Origin of the sequence: Rhizobium herbae (assembly GCF_017873135.1) — a bacterium.
In the GTDB taxonomy this organism is placed as follows: domain Bacteria; phylum Pseudomonadota; class Alphaproteobacteria; order Rhizobiales; family Rhizobiaceae; genus Pararhizobium; species Pararhizobium herbae.
Map to the genome: position 1 here is coordinate 211,634 of NZ_JAGGJV010000004.1, position 19,088 is coordinate 230,721.

The 19,088-nt window shown below is 61.0% G+C and carries 18 protein-coding genes; 13 read left to right on the top strand and 5 right to left on the bottom strand.

All coding sequences use genetic code 11. The features are described from left to right. Window positions 1-28: 28 nt before the first annotated feature. Window positions 29-1,573: a sigma-54-dependent transcriptional regulator gene (locus tag J2Z75_RS12685; RefSeq protein WP_209852824.1), complete on the bottom strand. Its 1,545-nt coding sequence runs from the start codon at window positions 1,571-1,573 to the stop codon at window positions 29-31. A 204-nt stretch (window positions 1,574-1,777) separates the two neighbouring features. Between J2Z75_RS12685 and J2Z75_RS12690 the strand changes: the two genes are divergently transcribed. The 4 genes from J2Z75_RS12690 to J2Z75_RS12705 are packed head-to-tail and all read left to right on the top strand — an operon-like array spanning window position 1,778 to window position 5,900. After that, window positions 1,778-3,640, top strand: coding sequence for a M3 family oligoendopeptidase (locus J2Z75_RS12690; protein WP_209852826.1), 1,863 nt, complete (start codon window positions 1,778-1,780; stop codon window positions 3,638-3,640). A gap of 27 nt (window positions 3,641-3,667) precedes the next feature. After that, window positions 3,668-4,825 carry an aminodeoxychorismate synthase component I gene (locus J2Z75_RS12695; RefSeq protein WP_209852829.1) on the top strand — a complete coding sequence of 386 codons (1,158 nt, stop codon included), beginning with the start codon at window positions 3,668-3,670 and terminating at the stop codon, window positions 4,823-4,825. After that, window positions 4,822-5,613, top strand: coding sequence for an aminotransferase class IV family protein (locus tag J2Z75_RS12700; protein WP_234937319.1), 792 nt, complete (start codon window positions 4,822-4,824; stop codon window positions 5,611-5,613). Before J2Z75_RS12695 ends, J2Z75_RS12700 begins: the two co-directional genes overlap by 4 nt. A 2-nt stretch (window positions 5,614-5,615) precedes the next feature. Next, window positions 5,616-5,900, top strand: a complete 285-nt coding sequence (locus tag J2Z75_RS12705; RefSeq protein ID WP_209852832.1) for a YciI family protein — start codon at window positions 5,616-5,618, stop codon at window positions 5,898-5,900. Between the two features lies 1 nt (window position 5,901). On the opposite strand, the gene J2Z75_RS12710 is transcribed toward J2Z75_RS12705, so the two are convergent. Both J2Z75_RS12710 and hppD read right to left on the bottom strand, forming a co-directional pair. Continuing rightward, window positions 5,902-6,810 carry a GGDEF domain-containing protein gene (locus tag J2Z75_RS12710; RefSeq protein WP_209852834.1) on the bottom strand — a complete coding sequence of 303 codons (909 nt, stop codon included), beginning with the start codon at window positions 6,808-6,810 and terminating at the stop codon, window positions 5,902-5,904. A gap of 287 nt (window positions 6,811-7,097) precedes the next feature. Then, window positions 7,098-8,210, bottom strand: coding sequence for a 4-hydroxyphenylpyruvate dioxygenase (hppD, locus tag J2Z75_RS12715; RefSeq protein WP_209852836.1), 1,113 nt, complete (start codon window positions 8,208-8,210; stop codon window positions 7,098-7,100). A 129-nt stretch (window positions 8,211-8,339) separates the two neighbouring features. Here hppD and J2Z75_RS12720 point away from each other — a divergent pair, with 129 nt between their 5' ends. Continuing rightward, entirely contained in the window at window positions 8,340-8,819 is a 480-nt protein-coding gene (locus J2Z75_RS12720; protein WP_209852837.1) for an Lrp/AsnC family transcriptional regulator, read from the top strand. 9 nt (window positions 8,820-8,828) lie between these two features. On the opposite strand, the gene J2Z75_RS12725 is transcribed toward J2Z75_RS12720, so the two are convergent. Further along, on the bottom strand, window positions 8,829-9,275 hold the full coding sequence (locus J2Z75_RS12725) for a MarR family winged helix-turn-helix transcriptional regulator (protein WP_209852840.1): 447 nt from the start codon (window positions 9,273-9,275) through the stop codon (window positions 8,829-8,831). A gap of 67 nt (window positions 9,276-9,342) precedes the next feature. On the opposite strand from J2Z75_RS12725, the gene hmgA reads away from it, so the two are divergent. From hmgA to omp10, 6 genes are all read left to right on the top strand, one after another. After that, window positions 9,343-10,698 (top strand): homogentisate 1,2-dioxygenase, encoded by a 1,356-nt coding sequence (gene hmgA, locus J2Z75_RS12730; protein ID WP_209852842.1) that lies wholly within the window; start codon window positions 9,343-9,345, stop codon window positions 10,696-10,698. Between the two features lie 194 nt (window positions 10,699-10,892). Further along, window positions 10,893-11,909 (top strand): fumarylacetoacetate hydrolase family protein, encoded by a 1,017-nt coding sequence (locus tag J2Z75_RS12735; RefSeq protein ID WP_209852844.1) that lies wholly within the window; start codon window positions 10,893-10,895, stop codon window positions 11,907-11,909. A gap of 10 nt (window positions 11,910-11,919) precedes the next feature. Beyond that, window positions 11,920-12,561 (top strand): maleylacetoacetate isomerase, encoded by a 642-nt coding sequence (gene maiA, locus J2Z75_RS12740; RefSeq protein WP_209852846.1) that lies wholly within the window; start codon window positions 11,920-11,922, stop codon window positions 12,559-12,561. 101 nt (window positions 12,562-12,662) lie between these two features. After that, on the top strand, window positions 12,663-13,310 hold the full coding sequence (locus tag J2Z75_RS12745; RefSeq protein ID WP_209852848.1) for an alpha/beta hydrolase family protein: 648 nt from the start codon (window positions 12,663-12,665) through the stop codon (window positions 13,308-13,310). Between the two features lie 176 nt (window positions 13,311-13,486). Further along, window positions 13,487-14,935, top strand: coding sequence for a homospermidine synthase (locus J2Z75_RS12750; protein ID WP_209852850.1), 1,449 nt, complete (start codon window positions 13,487-13,489; stop codon window positions 14,933-14,935). A 173-nt stretch (window positions 14,936-15,108) separates the two neighbouring features. Beyond that, window positions 15,109-15,477, top strand: coding sequence for an outer membrane lipoprotein Omp10 (gene omp10, locus J2Z75_RS12755; RefSeq protein ID WP_209852852.1), 369 nt, complete (start codon window positions 15,109-15,111; stop codon window positions 15,475-15,477). Between the two features lie 14 nt (window positions 15,478-15,491). Here omp10 and J2Z75_RS12760 read toward each other — a convergent pair whose 3' ends face one another. Beyond that, window positions 15,492-16,313, bottom strand: a complete 822-nt coding sequence (locus J2Z75_RS12760; RefSeq protein ID WP_209852854.1) for a helix-turn-helix domain-containing protein — start codon at window positions 16,311-16,313, stop codon at window positions 15,492-15,494. Window positions 16,314-16,448: 135 nt separating this feature from the next. On the opposite strand from J2Z75_RS12760, the gene J2Z75_RS12765 reads away from it, so the two are divergent. Next, on the top strand, window positions 16,449-16,850 hold the full coding sequence (locus tag J2Z75_RS12765; RefSeq protein WP_209852856.1) for a hypothetical protein: 402 nt from the start codon (window positions 16,449-16,451) through the stop codon (window positions 16,848-16,850). Between the two features lie 227 nt (window positions 16,851-17,077). Beyond that, window positions 17,078-18,994, top strand: coding sequence for a 5'-nucleotidase C-terminal domain-containing protein (locus J2Z75_RS12770; protein WP_209852858.1), 1,917 nt, complete (start codon window positions 17,078-17,080; stop codon window positions 18,992-18,994). The last annotated feature ends 94 nt before the right edge of the window (window positions 18,995-19,088 follow it).

The following is a 19,088-nucleotide window of genomic DNA, read 5'->3' on the forward strand; positions in this document are numbered from 1 at the left end:
GGACTTTGATGGATTGTTATCCCTACTTTTAAGCGGCCTCGCTGAAGGGATCGTCCGGATTAATGCCATAATCCTTGAGTTTACGGTACAATGTCGAGCGTCCGATCCCGAGTTTTCGCGCCACCTGGCTCATCTGTCCGCGGTAGAATTTGAGGGCGAAACGAATCAGCTCCTCTTCCACATCGGCCAGCTTTCGCACATTTCCACCGTCGTCGACGCTCGCGATCGCGTTTTCGGGGTGATGCTCGGCCGCATGTCGCGCTTCCGCTCTCTCGGCGGCGCTGAAATGCGGGTAGACCGGCGGCAGATGATCGGCTTCCACCACCGGCGTTCTGGAGGGCCCGGTTTCTTCCCAGGTAAAGCCGGACTTCTCGGCGACGACGTAGCCGGGAATCTGCGTGGCGATCTGCGGGAAATCCTTGACCGACAATTCCGCGCCTTCGGCCAGAACGACCGCCCGGAAAATGGCATTTTCCAGCTGACGGATATTGCCGGGCCAGTCATAGGCGGTCAGCAGCGCCATCGCGCCGCTTGAAACCGAAAGCGACGCCGCCAGCCGCTGCTCCAGTGCGAAACGCTCGACGAAGGTGCGCACCAGCACCGGAATGTCCTCCTTGCGCTTGCGCAGCGCCGGCATGGCGATCGGGAAAACGTTCAGCCGGTAATAGAGGTCCTCGCGGAAGCGGCCTTCGCGCACTTCGTTGATCAGGTCCTTGTTGGTGGCCGAGATCAGCCGGACGTTGACCTTCTGCGGATGGCGGGCACCGATCGTCTCGATCTCGCCCTGCTGGACCGCACGCAGAAGCTTCACCTGGACCTCGAGCGGCAGGTCGCCGATCTCGTCGAGGAACAGCGTGCCGCCGTCGGCATCGGCGAATTTGCCGGAATGTTTTTCGGTGGCGCCGGTAAAGGCACCCTTCTCATGGCCGAACAGAATGCTTTCGACCAGATTGTGCGGGATGGCGCCGCAGTTGACCGTGACGAAAGGCTTGTTGGCGCGCTCGCTCGCATGCTGGATGGCGCGGGCGACCATTTCCTTGCCGACGCCGGATTCGCCTTCGAGAACGATCGGGATATTCGACTGCGCGGCACGGCGCGCAAGATCCAGCACCCGGATCATCGCCGGACTTGCCGATACGATGTCGTCGAAACCGACAGAGCCGCTGCGCGAGCGTTTCGGTGCACGTCCCCTGCTGTCGCGGTGCTCCAGCTTCAGGGCGTTGGTGATGGCAACGGAGAGGCGTTCGGGCGACACCGGCTTGACGACGAAATCAAAGGCGCCGGCCTGCATCGCCATGACCACCGTCTCGATGCCGCCCTGCCCCGTCTGCACGATGACGGGCGTTTCGATGCCGCGCTCGGCGATCGCTTCGAGAAAACCATGGCCGTTCATTTCCGGCATCATCAGGTCGAGCAGGATGACGCTGATCAGGCCGCGCTTGCGCTCAAGAAGCTCAAGACCGCTGCGGCCGTTGTCGGCGAGATGCGCGATATGGCCGAGACGCTCGATCATGTTCGTCAGCAGCCGGCGCTGGACCGGATCGTCATCGATGACGAGAATTTGGGATGTCATGAAGGCCTCCTGCTTTCCGCGTAGAACCCGATCGCCACGTCATGTGCCGTATCGTGAGAAGCATTCCTGTCAGAAAGGCCTGAAAATCCTCTTTTGAGAAATGCTTGCATTTTATCCATTGCCGACGTTAGGTCATGGCCCCATATCCGCCCTCTGCTTCGCCGTCCCCGTCTGGGCCGGCATCGACAAAAAGAGTGACCGCTCATGCATCATCTTCCCTCTTTCCAGCCCTCCTCGCGCGTTGCCCATGCCGCCTCTTCAGTGGCTGCCGAAGCGGCACTTCTCGGCGATCTGCCGTCCTGGAAACTGGAGGATCTCTACCCTTCGGCCACATCTCAGGAATATCTCGGCGACATGGCGAAGGCCGAGACCATGTCGCTGGCATTCGAGACCAAATGGAAGGGCAAGCTCGCGCAAGCCGCAACACTTTCGGGCGATGAGGGTATCGGCGCGGCGGTCAGGGAATTCGAAGCGCTCGAGGATCTGATGGGCAAGATCGGCTCCTTTGCCGGCCTCACCTATTTCTCCGACACGTCCAATCCGGCCAACGGCAAGCTCTATGGCGACGCCCAGTCGAAGCTGACGGACATGGCCAGCCATCTCCTGTTCTTTTCGTTGGAAATGAACCGGATCGAGGACGCCGTCATCGACACGGCAATCGAAAACGATGCGCTGGCGGCACACTACAAGCCGTGGATCGTCGACCTGCGCATGGACAAGCCCTACCAGCTCGACGACAAGCTGGAGCAGCTCTTCCTCGAAAAATCCATGACCGGTGCCAGCGCCTTCAACCGCCTGTTCGACGAGACGATGGCGTCGCTGACCTTTAATGTCGACGGCGAGGAGCTGCCGCTCGAAGTGACACTGAGCATGTTGCAGGAAGCCGACCCGGCCATCCGCAGGAAAGCGGCTCAGGCGTTGGCCGAGACCTTCAAGGCCAATATCCGCACCTTCACGCTGATCACCAACACGCTCGCCAAGGACAAGGAAATCTCCGACCGCTGGCGCGGCTTTACCGACATCGCCGACAGCCGGCATCTGGCCAACCGCGTCGAGCGCGACGTGGTCGATGCGCTGGCCGCTGCCGTGAAGGACGCCTATCCGCGCCTGTCGCACCGCTATTACGCGATGAAGGCCAGGTGGCTCGGAATGGAACAGATGGAATTCTGGGACCGTAACGCGCCGCTTCCGGAAACCCCGACATCGCTCATTCCCTGGAGCGAAGCCAAGGAAACCGTGCTGTCGGCCTATAATGGCTTCGAGCCGGAAATGGCCGATATCGCCCGCCGCTTCTTCGATGGCGGCTGGATCGACGCGCCGGTGCGTCCGGGCAAGGCGCCCGGCGCCTTCGCGCACCCCACCGTGCCGTCCGCGCATCCCTATGTGCTGGTCAACTACATGGGCAAGCCGCGCGACGTGATGACGCTCGCCCATGAACTCGGCCACGGCGTGCACCAGGTTCTGGCCGGCGGCCAGGGCGCCCTGATGGCCTCGACGCCGCTGACGCTCGCCGAAACCGCCTCTGTCTTCGGCGAGATGCTGACCTTCCGCGCACTTCTGGACAAGACCAAGGACAAGCGCGAACGCAAGGCCATGCTCGCCCAGAAGGTCGAGGACATGATCAACACGGTCGTGCGCCAGATTGCCTTTTATGAATTCGAGCGCAAGGTCCACACTGCGCGGAAAAACGGCGAACTGACGGCCGACGACATCGGTGAGCTCTGGTTGTCGGTGCAGACGGAAAGCCTTGGACCCGCGATCCGGATTTCCGAGGGCTACGAGACCTATTGGGCCTACATCCCCCACTTCATCCATTCGCCCTTCTACGTCTACGCCTATGCCTTCGGCGATTGCCTGGTGAACTCGCTCTATGCCGTCTACCAGAAGGCCGAAACCGGCTTCCAGCAGAAGTATTTCGAGCTCTTGAAGGCCGGCGGCACCAAGCATCACTCCGAACTTCTCGCCCCCTTCGGGCTGGATGCCACCGATCCGTCGTTCTGGGCACAGGGCCTGTCGATGCTGGAAGGGCTGATCGACGAGCTTGAGGCGCTTGATAGACAGGCGTAATCAAGACCTCGATCGGCGACCAAAGGCATGACCGACACCGGCCCCTATGTCCTGTTCCGGGACGACAGCGAAGACAGGACGACTGTCTTCGCCGAGCCGTCGCGCGTCATCACCGCTCGTACGCAAGCGGACTTCTGGCGCGGCCTCAAGGAAATGGAAGCCGCCCACAAGGCCGGGAAATGGCTTGCCGGCTTCATGAGCTATGAGGCAGGGCATCTTTTCGAAAAGAAGCTTGCCCCCTTCGCTGGGGAAAACCGCCGCACCCCGCTGATGTCCTTCGGCGTCTTCGACGGGCCCGCGCAAGAACATCCGCTCACAGAGCCCCGCCGCCGCATCGAGAACGAGCCGTTCATCACCGAGCCCCGCGCAAGCTGGAACTTCGGAGCCTACAAGGAGCGCTTCGACCGGCTGCACCGGCACCTGCGGCAGGGCGATTGCTACCAGGCGAACCTGACCATGCCGGTCAGCGCGCGCTGGAATGGCGATCCGCTTGCCGCCTTCTGGTCGCTGATCGAACGGCAGCCGGTGAAATATGGCGCGCTGGTTTCGCTCGACGGTCCTATCCTCCTGTCGCGCTCGCCCGAACTGTTCTTCCGCGTCGACAAGGACGGCTGGATCGAGACGCATCCGATGAAGGGCACGGCCCGGCGCGGCGCAACACCCGAGGAAGACCGGGAATTGATCCGCGAAATGCGCGAGGATCCGAAGTCCCAGGCCGAGAACCGGATGATCGTCGATCTCCTGCGCAACGACATTTCCCGCATCGCAGAGGTGGGCACGCTCGACGTGCCGAGACTGTTCGACATCGAGACCTATCCGACCGTGCACCAGATGGTCAGCCATGTCCGCGCAAAGCTTCTGCCCGATATCGGTATCATGCAGATTTTCCAAGCGCTGTTCCCCTGCGGTTCCGTCACCGGCACGCCAAAGATGCGGGCAATGGAAATCCTGCATGATCTGGAAGACGGACCGCGCGATGCCTATTGCGGCTCGATCGGCTTCATCGCGCCGGATGGCACCATGCGCTTCAACGTCGCAATCCGCACCCTGTCTCTCTTTCCGGATGGCGAGGCCATCTTCAACGTCGGCGGCGGCATCGTCTTCGATTCGACCGCCGAGGCTGAATACGAGGAATGCCTGCTGAAGGCCCGCTTCGCGATTGGCGATATCTGGATCGAACGATGATGGATTTTTCGCTGATCGAGACGATGCGATGGGAACCCGGCGCCGGCATCATCCGCCTGCGGCTGCATCTGGCGCGGCTGAAGCGCTCGGCAGGACGGCTGGGATTTGTGGGAGCCGCACGGGCGGAGGAAAAACTGGCGGAAGCGCTTGGGGAAAGCTTACCCCCCTCTGCCCTGTCGGGCATCTCCCCCTCAAGGGGGGAGATCGCTCAGGATACATCCCCCCCGAAAGCCCATTCCGGATTGATCTCCCCCCTTGAGGGGGAGATGTCGGCCCGGCCGACAGAGGGGGGTAACCCCGCCAGGACAACCAATGATCAATTCCCTCTCCGCATCCGCCTCACCCTCAGCCCCGCCGGCGAGATCGCCATCACCACCGCGCCCTTCACACCACTGCCCGAAAATACCATCTGGCACGTCGCGATCGCCTCGGCCCGCCTCGATTCGGCCAACAAGCTCCTGCGCCACAAGACCACCCGGCGCGCTGTTTACGAGGCGGCGCGGGGCGAATATCCGCCCGCGGCTGCCGATGAAGTCCTGTTGCTCAACGAAAAGGGCGAGCCCTGCGAAGGAACCATCACCTCGATCTTTCTCGACGACGGTTCCGGCATCCTGAAAACACCGCCGATTTCCTGCGGGCTGCTAGCCGGCGTGCTGCGAACCGAAATGATCTGTACCCGCCGCGCCCGCATCCAGCGCTTGACGCTGGCCGACCTGCAGAGCGGCACACTGTACATGGGCAATTCGCTACGCGGGTTGATCCGCGCCCAACTCTTGACCGAGAACTGACCATGTTCATCCTGTCGCTGACCTACACGGCCGAACTCTCCGAGGTGGACCGCCATATCGAACCGCATATGGACTGGGTGAAGGACGGCTATGACAGCGGCGTCTTTCTCGCATCGGGTCGGAAGATCCCGCGCACCGGCGGGATCATCTTCGCACGCGGCACCCGAGCTGAAATCGATGCACGTGTTGCGGCGGATCCGTTCACCATCCATGGCGTTGCCGATTACGACATCACCGAATTCGCGGTAACCCGAACCGCACCCGGCCTGGAAGCACTGTCGCAATAAGTCAGCGTGCGCCAACCGCCATACGGTCGCGACCGGAATGCTTGGCATCGTAAAGAGCCGCATCGGCGCGCGAATAGATTTCCTTTGCCGTCTCACCCGGTCGCAGGGCAGCAATTCCAGCGGAACAGGTGTAGGAAAACAGCGGCACTGAGAGCAGCGGGCGGGCTGTGCGCACCGTTTCCAGAACCCGATCGACGATCCATTCCCCTTCGGCCAGTGTCGTCTCCGGTAAGATCAGCATGAATTCCTCACCGCCGATTCGGCCGAAGCAATCATGCCGCCGGACGATCGGATGGACCCGGCGGGCAAAGTCCAAAAGGATCTCGTCGCCGGTCTGATGGCCGTAGAGATCGTTGATGCCCTTGAAGAAGTCGATATCGAGGATGGATATGCAGCCGCTGACGGGACCATCCGCCGGCTGGCTGCGGATCATCGCTTCCAGCTGCGCCATCATGTAGCGCCGGTTGGAAACACCGGTCAGTTCGTCGGTCTGGGATGCCTTAACGGCAAAATCGCGATCCTGCCGCAGGGTTCGTTCATCGGCGCGCAAATGGGTGATGTCATTGGCAATGCACAGCATCCAGCCGCTGCGATCAACGGTCTCGGTCATCCAGAGCCAGCGGCCATCGACCAAATCGGTCTCGAACGCCCTGAACGGCACCTTGCCGCGCCGCGACTGCGCGGAGACGACCCAGGCCTCGAAGTCCGGCACGCTGATGACAGTGCCGAGACCGAGGGCATGATTTCGCCGCATCAGATCCGGCCAGAGCGGCGTTTCCGTCTCATTCAGCGCGAAGGCCGCGCGAAAAGCCCTGTTGGCATAGCGCAGGCGATCCCGCTGGTCGTAGAGCGCTATAAAGGCTTCCGTGTCATCCCGCAGGGACGCCAGTCTCGCCTGTAAGTCATCCATCGCACTGATTCCGTATCACTGCGTTCATGATACCAGCCATGACGGCCACCATGCCAGAATAATGCCGATTGTGCGATTTCCCCCCGATGGGCGATGCTTATGCTTAATAAAATCTTTCCATGCGTCTCAAAGCGAGACAACGACGAGCATCGGAAGACGGATATCACCATCCCCTGACTGCACGATGACGTTTGGCTAGAATGCAACGAAGGATGCCACCCGAACTCAAAACGCCCAAAGCCCCACCGGCTTCAAACCGGCGGGGCTCGTGACGTGAAGGCCTTCGTTTACTCAGCAGCGGCCGGATGCAGCACGCCGCGCCGGATCTGGTCCGCCTCGATCGATTCGAACAGCGCGCGGAAGTTTCCTTCGCCGAACCCTTCATCGCCCTTGCGCTGGATGAATTCGAAGAAGATCGGGCCGATCACCGTCTTCGAGAAAATCTGCAACAGGATGCGGGTCAGGCCACCATCGACCACGCCCTCGCCGTCGATCAGGATACCGTGCTGCTTCATGCGCTCGATCGGTTCGTCATGGCCGTTTACGCGGTCATGCGAGAGTTCGTAATAGGTGTCCGGCGGGCCGGGCATGAACTTCAGGCCGTTGTCGGCCAGCTTGTCGGTCGCCTCGTAGATGCCGTCCGTCCCAACGGCGATGTGTTGGATGCCCTCGCCCTTGTATTTGCGCAGATATTCCTCGATCTGGCTGGTATCGTCCTTGGATTCGTTCAGCGGAATGCGGATCTTGCCGCAGGGCGAGGTGATCGCCCGGCTCGTCAGACCCGTGATGCGTCCGTCGATATTGAAGAAGTGGATCTGCTTGAAACCGAACAGCTCGCGGTAGAAATCCCACCACGTGTCCATGTTGCCGCGATAGACGTTATGGGTGAGGTGATCGAGATAATAGAAGCCGACGCCTTCCGGCTTCGGATCGCGCTCGCCCAGCCATTCGAACTCGGCGTCGTAAGGCGAACCCTTCTTGCCGTAGGTTTCGATGAAATAGAGCAGCGACCCGCCAATGCCGATGATGGCCGGCACGTCAAGCGCCTTGTCGTTGCCTTCATAGGCCGTCGCGCCCTTCGATACGGCGTGCTCGAAAGCATGTCTGGCATCGACGACACGCCAGGCCATCGACGGCGCGCAGGGGCCGTGATCGCCGACGAAACGCATGGCATGGCTGCCCGGTTCGGCATTCAGGATGTAGTTGATATCGCCCTGGCGCCAGACGCTGATGTCCTTGGCGCGGTGCTGGGCAACGCAACGGTAGCCCATGCGGGTGAAAAGCTCGCGCAGTTTCTCCGGCTCGGGATGGGCAAACTCGACAAACTCGAAACCGTCGGTACCGGCCGGGTTTTCGGTGGTGATGCCTGTCGGCGGTGCATCATGCGGGAAGGGTCCCATGGTTCTCTCCTCTGAACTCCATGTCGAGGATCATCATGACGCAAATTTCATGCATTGTTCTTGCATTCTTGCGCATACTATCGGAATTATGCGCACGGTTCATGCATTCTATTGAGGATATCTGCACGAATGGAACAGATGGATGGATATGACCTGAAAATCCTCGCCGAATTGCAGGGTGACGGCCGCCTGACCAACAACGAACTATCGGAACGGATCGCCCTGTCACCGTCGCAATGCTCCAGACGGCGGGCGAGACTGGAGGCGGAAGGGTTCATCCACAGCTACCGGGCGGTGCTCGACCGCGCCAGGCTGGGGCTCGATCTCATGGTGGTGATCGCCGTTACGCTTGCGACCCACAATCGCGACAATGCCAAGCGCTTCGCAGCCCTGATCGCCGACCTGCCGGAAGTGCTGGAATGCTACGCCCTGACCGGCGAGATGGACTATCACCTCAAGGTCGTGACCTATGACCTTTCCGGGCTTTCGCACTTCGTCAACGATGTGCTCTTGCCGCATGACAGCGTGCAGCACGTCAAGACCTCGATCGTGCTGGCGACGCTGAAGGATTTTCAGGGATTGCCGGTGCGTCAACGCGGCAGGCACTGACGCGCATCATCAGCGCGGCTTCGCCATTACGCCTTCAACGGCGGCCAGCCCGGACGATAGCGCTTTAAGGCCATCCTTTCCCAGCAGCGTTTCGAGTTCTGCCGAATAGTCGCGCGCCAGCCTCGTCAGTTCCCGATAGGCCTTGGCTCCAGCAGCGGTCAATTCCAGATGCTCTACGCGGCGGTCGTCTTCATGCTGCGTCCTCTTCAGCCAGCGACGTTCCTCCAGCGCGAAGACGGCACGGCTGACCTTGGTCTTGTGCATGGTCGAGTGGGCGCCGACCTCGGTCGCAGTCATCCGCCCTGAGCTCCCGAGCGCCGCCAGCGTCCGCCATTCCGGCCGCGTCAGACCGTATTTGGCCTTGTAGGCGCCGGCAAAGCGCAGGGCGATGAATTCCGCTGCCCGATTGAGGCGAAATGGCAGGAACTGTTCCAGATCGAAGTCAATCGCGTCCATGGCTTCCTTGATAGTTACAAAATAGACAGTTACATTTGTAACCATACTCTCGGAGGAGGTGCAAGCCATGCTGGAGAAAACCCGGGCCGTCGTTGTCGACGCGGTGGCCAACAGTCCGCAATATATGCCGGGCTTCGGCAACGACTTCGAGACCGAATCTCTGCCGGGCGCACTGCCGCAGGGCCAGAACAGTCCGCAGAAATGCAACTACGGGCTCTATGCCGAACAGCTCTCCGGCTCGCCCTTCACCGCACCGCGCGGCACCAACGAGCGCTCCTGGCTCTACCGCATCCGCCCGAGCGTGCGCCATACCCGTCGCTTCTCCAATGCCAGCTACCCCTTCTGGAAATCGGCCCCCTGCCTGGACGACCACTCGCTGCCGCTCGGCCAGCTCCGCTGGAACCCGATCCCGGCGCCAACGGAAAAGCTCAACTTCCTCTCAGGCATCCGCACGATGACGGCTGCGGGCGATGTCATGACCCAGGTCGGCATGGCGGCGCATGCCTACGTCTTCAATGAAGACATGATCGACGACTACTTCTTCAATGCCGACGGCGAACTGCTGGTCGTGCCGCAGCTTGGGGCCATCCGCGTCTTCACCGAAATGGGCATCATCGATGCCGAACCATCCGAGATCTGCCTCATCCCGCGCGGCATGATGTTCAAGGTCTCGCGCCTCGGCGAAGGCTCCGAATGGCGCGGCTATATCTGCGAGAACTACGGCGCCAAGTTCACGCTGCCGGATCGCGGGCCCATCGGTGCCAATTGCCTCGCCAATCCGCGCGACTTCAAGACGCCGGTCGCAGCCTATGAGGACAAGGAAATACCGTGCCGCGTCCATGTCAAATGGTGCGGCAAGTTCTATGTCACCGAGATCGGCCATTCGCCGCTCGACGTCGTCGCCTGGCACGGCAACTACGCGCCGTTCAAATACGACCTCAGAACCTTCTCGCCGGTCGGTGCCATCCTGTTTGATCATCCCGACCCGTCGATCTTCACCGTGCTGACGGCGCCGACGGAGGAATCGGGCACCGCCAATGTCGATTTCGTCATCTTCCCGCCGCGCTGGCTGGTGGCCGAACACACGTTCCGCCCGCCCTGGTATCATCGCAACATCATGAGCGAATTCATGGGCCTCATCCACGGCCAGTACGATGCCAAGGAAGAAGGTTTCGTGCCCGGCGGCATGAGCCTGCACAACATGATGCTGCCGCATGGGCCGGATGCGCCCGGCTTCGAAAAGGCGTCGAACGTCGATCTCAAGCCGGTCAAGCTCGACCACACCATGGCCTTCATGTTCGAGACCCGCTACCCGCAGCAGCTGACCCGCTACGCCGCCGAACTCGAGACATTGCAGGACAATTATCTCGAATGCTGGGACGGCCTGGAGCGCAGGTTCGACGGCACGCCGGGCATCAAGTGAGGCAAACTTTCTAAATACAATGGCCCCTCATCCGCCCTGTCGGGCACCTTCTCCCCGCAAACGGGGAGAAGGAACAAGCGGTAGCCTCCGTCGTCCCCTCTCCCCGCGTGCGGGGAGAGGGCTAGGGTGAGGGGCAACCCGGCAATCGAACAGGCCGGTCGTCTACTTGTGAATAAACAACGGAAGTTAAAACCATGAAACTCGCAACCCTCAAGGATTCCACCCGCGATGGCCGGTTGATCGTCGTCTCGAAGGATCTCACCCGCTGCTCGGAGGTCGGCCATATCGCCCGCACGCTGCAGGCAGCGCTGGACGACTGGGAATATGTGGGGCCGCGCCTGGCCGAAGTCGCGGAAGGTATGGAAACTGGCTCACAGCCCTCGATGCGGTTTCACGAGCACGCCGCCGCCTCGCCGCTGCCGCGGGCTTTCCAATGGGCGGATGGTTCGGCCTACGTCAACCACGTCGAACTGGTGCGCAAGGCCCGCAACGCCGAGATGCCGGCGACGTTCTGGACCGAGCCCTTGATCTATCAGGGCGGCTCCGACAGTTTTCTTGGTCCCCGCGACCCGATCGTCATGGCCGACGAATCCTACGGCATCGACATGGAGGCCGAGATCGCCGTCATCGTCGATGACGTACCGATGGGCGCGACGGTCGAGGAAGCCCGCGCCGCCATCCGCCTCGTCATGCTGGTCAACGACGTCTCCCTGCGCGGCCTGATCCCGGCGGAGCTCGCCAAGGGGTTCGGCTTCTTCCAGTCCAAGCCGTCTTCAGCCTTCTCGCCGGTTGCCGTTACGCCGGAGGAGCTTGGCGAGGCATGGGACGGCGGCAAGCTGCACCTGCCGCTTCTGGTCGATCTCAACGGCAAGCCGTTCGGCCGCGCCAATGCCGGCATCGACATGACCTTCGATTTTGGCCAGCTCGTTGCCCATGCAGCGAAAACCCGGCCACTTTCAGCCGGCACCATCATCGGCTCAGGCACCGTTTCCAACAAGCTGGACGGCGGCCCAGGCAAGCCGGTTTCCCAAGGCGGCGCCGGTTACTCCTGCATCGCCGAAATACGCACCATCGAAACCATCGAGAAGGGGGCACCCACAACACCGTTCATGCGCTTTGGCGATACCGTCCGCATCGAGATGAAGGACAAGGCCGGGCATTCGATCTTCGGCGCCATCGAGCAGACCGTCACGAAATATGAAAGAGGCTGAGGTGGGCGCCATGAGCGATACGGTTCTGTTCGATTACTGGCGCTCGTCGGCCAGCTACCGGGTGCGGATCGCGCTGAACATGCTGGCGATCCCCTATGGTTCGGTGCCTGTCGATCTTTTGCGCGGAGAGCATAAGCAAGCGGATCACCTCGCCCGAAATCCGCAGGGTCTGGTCCCGGCCCTGCAGATCGACGGCCAGATGCTAACGCAGTCTCTCGCCATCATCGAATACCTGTCAGAGACGCGGCCCGGCTACGGCCTGCTGCCATCCGCCCCTCTGGAACGCCAGCGCGTCAGAGCACTGTCCTATGCGATTGCCATGGATATCCATCCGACCTGCAATCTGGGCGTCGTCTTTCACGTCATGCAGCAGGCGAGCGATCCGGAGGCGGCACGCTCGGCCTGGATGCGCAAGTTCATTGGCGAAGGACTTCAAGCCTTCGAGCGCCTGCTCGACCATCCGGCAACCGGCGATTTCTCTCACGGTGATAAACCAAGCATGGCCGACCTCTGCCTCGTGCCGCAGATCTACAATGCCCGGCGCTGGGCCGTCGATCTCTCCGCCTGTCCCCGCACGGTCGCAATTGCCGACAGATGTGCCGCGCTCCCCGCCTTTGTGGCAGCCCATCCGGATCAGGCCGCACCCAAATAGCCCCAATGCCTATCGGGCTGCTTTTCGCCGGAAGCCGTTTTTGTCATAAGGGACGCCTTGGCCGGTGACGGTCATCTCGGCAACCAAACGCGGGATTCATCATGCATCAGGACTTTCTCATCGACGGCCCGGACGATGCGACCGTCACCATTCTGCTTGCCCACGGCGCCGGTGCGCCGATGGATTCCGCATCGATGAATTCAGCCACGGCAGCACTTGTCGCTGCAGGATTTCGCATCGCCCGCTTCGAGTTCGGCTACATGGCCGCCCGGCGCAGCACCGGCACGCGCAAGCCACCGCCGCGAGCAGACACGCTGATACCGGAATACAGGGAAGCCGTTGCCCGGCTCGGCGTGAGCGGACCGCTGATCATCGGCGGCAAATCGATGGGCGGCCGCGTCGCCAGCATGGTCGCCGACGAACTTCTGTCTGCAGGAGCGATCGCCGGCCTTTTGTGCCTCGGATATCCGTTCCATCCGCCCGGCAAGCTTGATAACCTGCGCACGCAACATCTGGCGCAGCTGAAAACGCCCGCGCTCATCTGCCAGGGAACCCGCGACGAATTCGGCACGCGCGAGGAGGTTGCAGGTTACGCGCTGTCTGCCAACATCCGCATTCTCTGGCTGGAAGACGGTGATCACGACCTGAAGCCGCGCAAGATGCTTTCCGGTTTCTCGACCGCCGACCACCTGAAGGCTATGGCCGAAACAGTGAAGGCATGGTCCGCCGAAATCACGGGGACAGCCTGAGAACGGCCTCTCCCCGCCATCCACAAACCTGTCACCGGCCGCATGCTACAAACCGGCCGAGTTACCGCGCCGCCCTTTATTGTGACAGAAATCTATGCTCTAGGGCCTTCCAACCAGAGGGCAGGCACGATATGCCCTCCCTATCCAGACGAACCCGTCCGCAGGAGACAAGCGAAATGGCAGAAACAACCTACCCGATTCACGGCGAAATTACCGGCCCGATCGTCATGATCGGCTTTGGCTCCATCGGCCGCGGCACCCTGCCCCTGATCGAGCGCCACTTCAAATTCGACAAGAGCCGGATGGTTGTCATTGACCCGCGCGAAGACGCGGGCGACATGGAAATCCTGGCGAAGCACGGCGTCCGCCACATCAAGGAATATGTCACCAAGGACAATTACAAGGATCTGCTGAAGCCGCTTCTGACTGAAGGCGAAGGCCAGGGCTTCTGCGTCAACCTGTCGGTCGATACCGGCTCGCTCGATCTGATGAAGCTTTGCCGCAAGCTCGACGTTCTCTATATCGACACCGTTGTCGAGCCTTGGCTCGGCTTCTACTTCGACAAGAGCATGAAGAATTCCGAGCGCACCAACTATGCGTTGCGCGAGACCGTGCGCAAGGAAAAGGCGAAGAATCCGGGCGGCGCGACGGCCGTTTCCACCTGCGGCGCAAACCCGGGCATGGTCTCCTGGTTCGTCAAGCAGGCGCTGCTCAATCTTGCCAATGATCTCGACGTGAAGTTCGACGAACCCGACCAGCATGACCGCGAAGGCTGGGCCAAGCTGATGAAGAAGGTCGGCGTCAAGGGCGTCCATATCGCCGAGCGCGACACGCAGCTGACCAAGACACCGAAGCCGCTCAACGTCTTCTGGAACACCTGGTCGGTCGAAGGCTTCATTTCCGAAGGCCTGCAGCCGGCCGAACTCGGCTGGGGCACCCACGAAAACTGGATGCCGAAGAACGCCAAGAAGCACAAGAAGGGCTGCAAGGCAGCGATCTATCTGGAGCAGCCCGGCGCCAACACGCGCGTTCGCACCTGGTGCCCGACGCCCGGCCCGCAATACGGCTTCCTCGTCACGCACAATGAATCCATCTCGATCGCCGACTACTTCACCGTCGAGAAGGATGGCGAAGTCGTCTATCGCCCGACCTGCCATTACGCCTACCACCCGGCCAATGACGCCGTGCTGTCGCTGCACGAAATGTTCGGCAATGGCGGCAACGCGCAGCCGGTCCATCACGTACTCGACGAACACGAACTGGTCGAGGGCATCGACGAACTCGGCGTGCTGCTCTACGGCCACGACAAGAACGCCTACTGGTACGGTTCGCGCCTGTCGCTGGAAGAAACCCGCCGCATCGCACCCTACCAGAACGCCACCGGCCTGCAGGTGACGTCGGCCGTTCTCGCCGGCATGGTCTGGGCGCTGGAAAACCCGACCGCCGGCATCGTCGAAGCCGACGAGATCGACTACAAGCGCTGCCTCGAAGTGCAGTCGCCCTATCTCGGCCCGGTCGAAGGCCACTACACCGACTGGACTCCGCTCGACGGCCGCCCGGGCCTGTTTCCGGAAGAGCTCGACACCAAGGATCCGTGGCAGTTCAAGAACATCCTCGTTCGCTGAACCGACTGATTAAACTTCAATTTTTGACGCCCGGGGAACGATCCCCGGGCGTTTTCGTTGATGATCGAATAATAGCCGCCGTGCTTAGGCCCCACTCTTGCATTCAACTCCTGATCACGGCATGGTTTTTTCAACCAAAAGTCAGCTTTCCGCGCATCATCCGGGAGACACCTATGAAGCCTATCGCCATCCTGACCGTCCTGTCCGCCGCTGTGGCCTTGGCGTCCTGCCAATCGTCGCCGCGCGAAGTGCGCCAGCTGCCCACACAGATGGCACCGGCCGGCGTCGAAGGCTCCTGGGTCGATCCGAACGGCATCGTCTCGACGTTCTCGGGCGGTACCTTCACGACCCGCACGACGGACACCAACCAGATCCTCGCATCCGGAAACTACATCAACCTGTCGCCCAAGCTGGTCGAGATCAACATGACGTCGATGGTCCGCAACACCCAGTCCAAGGTCAATTGCGCCATGGTGACAATGTCGCAGCTCAACTGCACCACGGATTCCGGCGCACAGTTCTCGCTGTCGCGCAAGGGCTGACGCAGCGTCAGCCTTTAGCCGGATGGTTCTCGGCCTTCCTGACCAACCAGCGCAGCCATAGACTTGGCCGTTGCCGCGTCGGCCGGGAAGAACGCTTCGATCGTGACTTCGGACAGCGTAATGTCGACGGCGGTACCGAACACCGTCGTGGTACTCAGGAATGAGAGCGGTCCCGCTTCGCTCGCCAGAACCAGTGGCACCGCGATCCCGGCATGACCGGATCGGTCTGGCCTTCGTACAGCACCGTCCCGTGGCACCGGGTAGGACTTCAGTTCCTCGAGAAGCGCCGCAAGCTGCGCATCGGCCGAAATGTCGATGTCATGCATCAGCCGTTTGAGAATGTGACTACGCCACTCACTGAAATTCAAAATCCGTCCGGCAATCCCGTCCGGATGCATACTGACGCGCAGTACGTTGACCGGCCCCGATACCAAATGTTCGGCAACACCGGCAAGCAGCACACCAACAGCCCTGTTTGACGCCAGAAGCGTCCAGTGCCGGTCGACAGCCAGCGCCGGATGCGGATCATGGCCGTCCAGAATACGCGTGATCACTCCTCGGGCAACGGCAAGCTCCGGCGCATCCAGCGGCCGGTCACGGTAAAGCGGCGCAAACCCCGCCGCCATCAGAATGGCGTTCTGCTCCCGCAAGGGGACTGCCAGTGTTTCGGTTAGCCGCAGCACCATGTCTCGGCTTGGCAGCGCACGCCCGGATTCCAGGAAACTCAAGTGGCGTTGCGAAATATCGGCGTCGATGGCGAGCGCAAGCTGGCTCAACCGCCGTCTTTGGCGCCAGTCGCGCAGCAGGTCTCCTGCGGAGGAAGATTTCTCGTTCATGCCGCGAATATGACCGCACCTGGTAAAATCGGCAATTACCTCAGACGTAATCGACTGAATTACCAGACTGCGCCAACACTATGGTCAAGGCGCTGCAATGGATGCGGGCCTGTTGGTGAGAAACGAGGATTGATCATGCCCAAACTCAACGCACTCTCTTTGAAAACGCTCCTGACGGTCGATGCAGTGACCTGCGCAGCAATGGGCGCCGCGCTGCTGGCCGCCGCCGTTCCGGCAAGCGCCATCACGCAGATTCCGCAGGGCCTCCTGCAGGGCGCAGGCCTCAGCCTTCTGCCGATTGCCGCATTCATGGCTGTAACCGCCATGTTTGCCTTGGCATCGCGATGGGCTGTCGGCCTTGTAATCCTTGGCAATTTGCTCTGGGTCGCCGTCAGCATTCTTTTGCCGCTCAGCGGCTTCATCGCCCCGAATGTTCTCGGCTGGAGTTTCCTGCTCGGTCAGGCCTTTATCGTCGCCGTATTGGCAAAACTGGAGCTGGATGCGTCGCGCAACGCATTGTCACTATCGCGGGCATAAGGGCAAAACGGCCACGATCTCAGATGCACATCACCCTCCACCGCCGCCGGAAACCCCGGCGGCTTTTTGTTTGACGTCTTCGATTTTAACCTTGCCGGGAGGCCCCGCAGGGATAGATCGATTTAGGACTTGATGTCGGTGCAACCAAATGAAACCATCTGGTTTGACCCAAGTGTCAAAGCAGCGCTCTACTACGCCGACAATAAACGCCGAAACAGGAGACATCCATGATCAGACATTTGCGAACAGGACTGATGACAGCCTCGATCCTTGCGCTTTCCTCGGGCGCCGCCTTCGCCGATTATGAACTGAACATCCTGCACATCAACGATTTCCACTCGCGCATCGAATCCATCAACAAGTTCGATTCCACCTGCTCGGCCGAGGAAGAAGGCAAGGGCGAATGCTTCGGGGGCGCCGCGCGCCTGAAGACGGAAATCGACCAGAAGCGCCAGGAATTGACCGGCAAGAACGTGCTGTTGCTGAATGCCGGCGACAATTTTCAAGGCTCGCTGTTCTTCACCACCTATAAGGGTGCCGCCGAAGCCGAATTCCTCAACCTGATGAAGTTCGATGCCATGACCGTCGGCAACCATGAGTTCGACGAGGGCGAGGACGGTCTCGTCACCTTCCTCGACAAGGTCACCTTCCCTGTCCTGAGCTCGAACGTACTCCCCGGCTTCAAGTCCAAGCTCATCGATCGCATCAAGCCGTCTCTCGTTCTCGATGTCGGCGGCCAGAAAGTCGGGATCGTCGGCGCCGTTACCAATGACACGCCGGAAATCTCGTCGCCGGGCGACGATGTTCTGATCGGACTGGACGTCGACACGATCACCACGGCCGTCCAGGAACTCAAGGCGCAAGGCGTCAACAAGATCATCGCATTGACCCATGTCGGTTATCCGCGCGACCTCGCCGTCATTGCCAAGATCCCGGATGTCGATATCGTCGTCGGCGGCCATTCGCACAGCCTCCTGTCCAATACGGACGAGAAAGCCGAAGGCCCATATCCGACGATGGTCGACAATCCAGGCGGCTACAAGGTGCCGGTCGTCCAGGCCGGTTCCTATAGCAAGTATCTCGGCGATCTCGTCGTAAATTTCGACGACAGCGGCGTCGTCAAGTCCGCCAAGGGCGATCCGATCCTGATCGATTCCAAGGTCAAGCCGGACGAAGCCGTGCTTGCCCGCATCAAGGAGCTCGGTAAACCGATCGAAGAACTGAAGACGAAGATCATCGGCAAGACCGATGCACCCATCGACGGAACCCGTGATTCCTGCCGCGCCAAAGAATGCGAAATGGGCGATCTCGTGACCGACGCCATGCTCGACCGCGTCAAGGGCCAGGGCGTCACCATCGCCATCACCAATGGCGGCGGCTTGCGCGCCTCGATCGACGCTGGCGATGTTTCCATGGGCGAGGCGATCACCGTGCTGCCGTTCCAGAACACGATCGCAACCTTCCAGATCAAAGGCGCCGATATCACGGCGGCGCTGGAAAACGGCCTGAGCCAGATTGAGGAAAAAGGCGGCCGCTTCCCGCAGGTGGCCGGGATGAAGTTCTCCTTCGACAAGTCCAAGCCCGTTGGCAGTCGCGTTTCGGTCGTCGAGGTCAAGGAAGGCGAGGCTTATGTACCGCTCGATCCGGCCAAGACCTACAATGTCGTCTCCAACAATTACATGCGCAATGGCGGCGACGGCTACAGCGTCTTCAAGACCAAGGCTGAGAATGCCTATGACTACGGTCCGGGGCTCGAAACGGTTCTCGCCGACTACCTGACGGCCAACAATCCCTACAAGCCGATGACCGATGGCCGCATCACGGAAATCGCCGCGGCGACCGGCACCCAGCCTTCCACTCAGGAAAGCACCGACACGGCCGCCAAAACCGTGACTCCGGATGCAAAGCCGGCTGATCAGTCGGCGACCAAGACCGAAACCGCCACTCCGGAAGTCAAGCCCGCTGCGCAAACCGCGACAGCGGCCGAGACCAAACATGTCATCGTGCGCGGCGACACGCTCTGGGATCTGGCCAAGGCCGTCTACGGCAATGGCGAACTCTGGAAGAAGATCGCCGAGGCCAACGGCAATCCGGTTCCCGAAAAGCTGGAAATCGGCACGGCGCTTCAGATTCCGGCCAAGTAAGACAATATGTCTCTTGTCGAACAGCCGGTCCGGGCTTTCCCGGGCCGGCTTTTCTTTTTAAGAACGGCATGAACCATGAGGTCGCCTCGCCGTA

Excerpts from the sequence above, each read along its gene's own strand:
- J2Z75_RS12745 (WP_209852848.1), top strand. The coding sequence starts at position 12,663 with ATGCATCAGGACTTTCTCATCGACGGCCCGGACGATGCGACCGTCACC.
- J2Z75_RS12685 (WP_209852824.1), bottom strand. The coding sequence starts at position 1,573 with ATGACATCCCAAATTCTCGTCATCGATGACGATCCGGTCCAGCGCCGG.
- J2Z75_RS12705 (WP_209852832.1), top strand. The coding sequence starts at position 5,616 with ATGTTCATCCTGTCGCTGACCTACACGGCCGAACTCTCCGAGGTGGAC.
- hmgA (WP_209852842.1), top strand. The coding sequence starts at position 9,343 with ATGCTGGAGAAAACCCGGGCCGTCGTTGTCGACGCGGTGGCCAACAGT.
- J2Z75_RS12720 (WP_209852837.1), top strand. The coding sequence starts at position 8,340 with ATGGAACAGATGGATGGATATGACCTGAAAATCCTCGCCGAATTGCAG.
- maiA (WP_209852846.1), top strand. The coding sequence starts at position 11,920 with ATGAGCGATACGGTTCTGTTCGATTACTGGCGCTCGTCGGCCAGCTAC.
- J2Z75_RS12700 (WP_234937319.1), top strand. The coding sequence starts at position 4,822 with ATGATGGATTTTTCGCTGATCGAGACGATGCGATGGGAACCCGGCGCC.
- omp10 (WP_209852852.1), top strand. The coding sequence starts at position 15,109 with ATGAAGCCTATCGCCATCCTGACCGTCCTGTCCGCCGCTGTGGCCTTG.
- J2Z75_RS12695 (WP_209852829.1), top strand. The coding sequence starts at position 3,668 with ATGACCGACACCGGCCCCTATGTCCTGTTCCGGGACGACAGCGAAGAC.
- J2Z75_RS12765 (WP_209852856.1), top strand. The coding sequence starts at position 16,449 with ATGCCCAAACTCAACGCACTCTCTTTGAAAACGCTCCTGACGGTCGAT.
- J2Z75_RS12690 (WP_209852826.1), top strand. The coding sequence starts at position 1,778 with ATGCATCATCTTCCCTCTTTCCAGCCCTCCTCGCGCGTTGCCCATGCC.
- J2Z75_RS12725 (WP_209852840.1), bottom strand. The coding sequence starts at position 9,275 with ATGGACGCGATTGACTTCGATCTGGAACAGTTCCTGCCATTTCGCCTC.
- J2Z75_RS12760 (WP_209852854.1), bottom strand. The coding sequence starts at position 16,313 with ATGAACGAGAAATCTTCCTCCGCAGGAGACCTGCTGCGCGACTGGCGC.
- J2Z75_RS12735 (WP_209852844.1), top strand. The coding sequence starts at position 10,893 with ATGAAACTCGCAACCCTCAAGGATTCCACCCGCGATGGCCGGTTGATC.
- J2Z75_RS12710 (WP_209852834.1), bottom strand. The coding sequence starts at position 6,810 with ATGGATGACTTACAGGCGAGACTGGCGTCCCTGCGGGATGACACGGAA.
- J2Z75_RS12770 (WP_209852858.1), top strand. The coding sequence starts at position 17,078 with ATGATCAGACATTTGCGAACAGGACTGATGACAGCCTCGATCCTTGCG.
- hppD (WP_209852836.1), bottom strand. The coding sequence starts at position 8,210 with ATGGGACCCTTCCCGCATGATGCACCGCCGACAGGCATCACCACCGAA.
- J2Z75_RS12750 (WP_209852850.1), top strand. The coding sequence starts at position 13,487 with ATGGCAGAAACAACCTACCCGATTCACGGCGAAATTACCGGCCCGATC.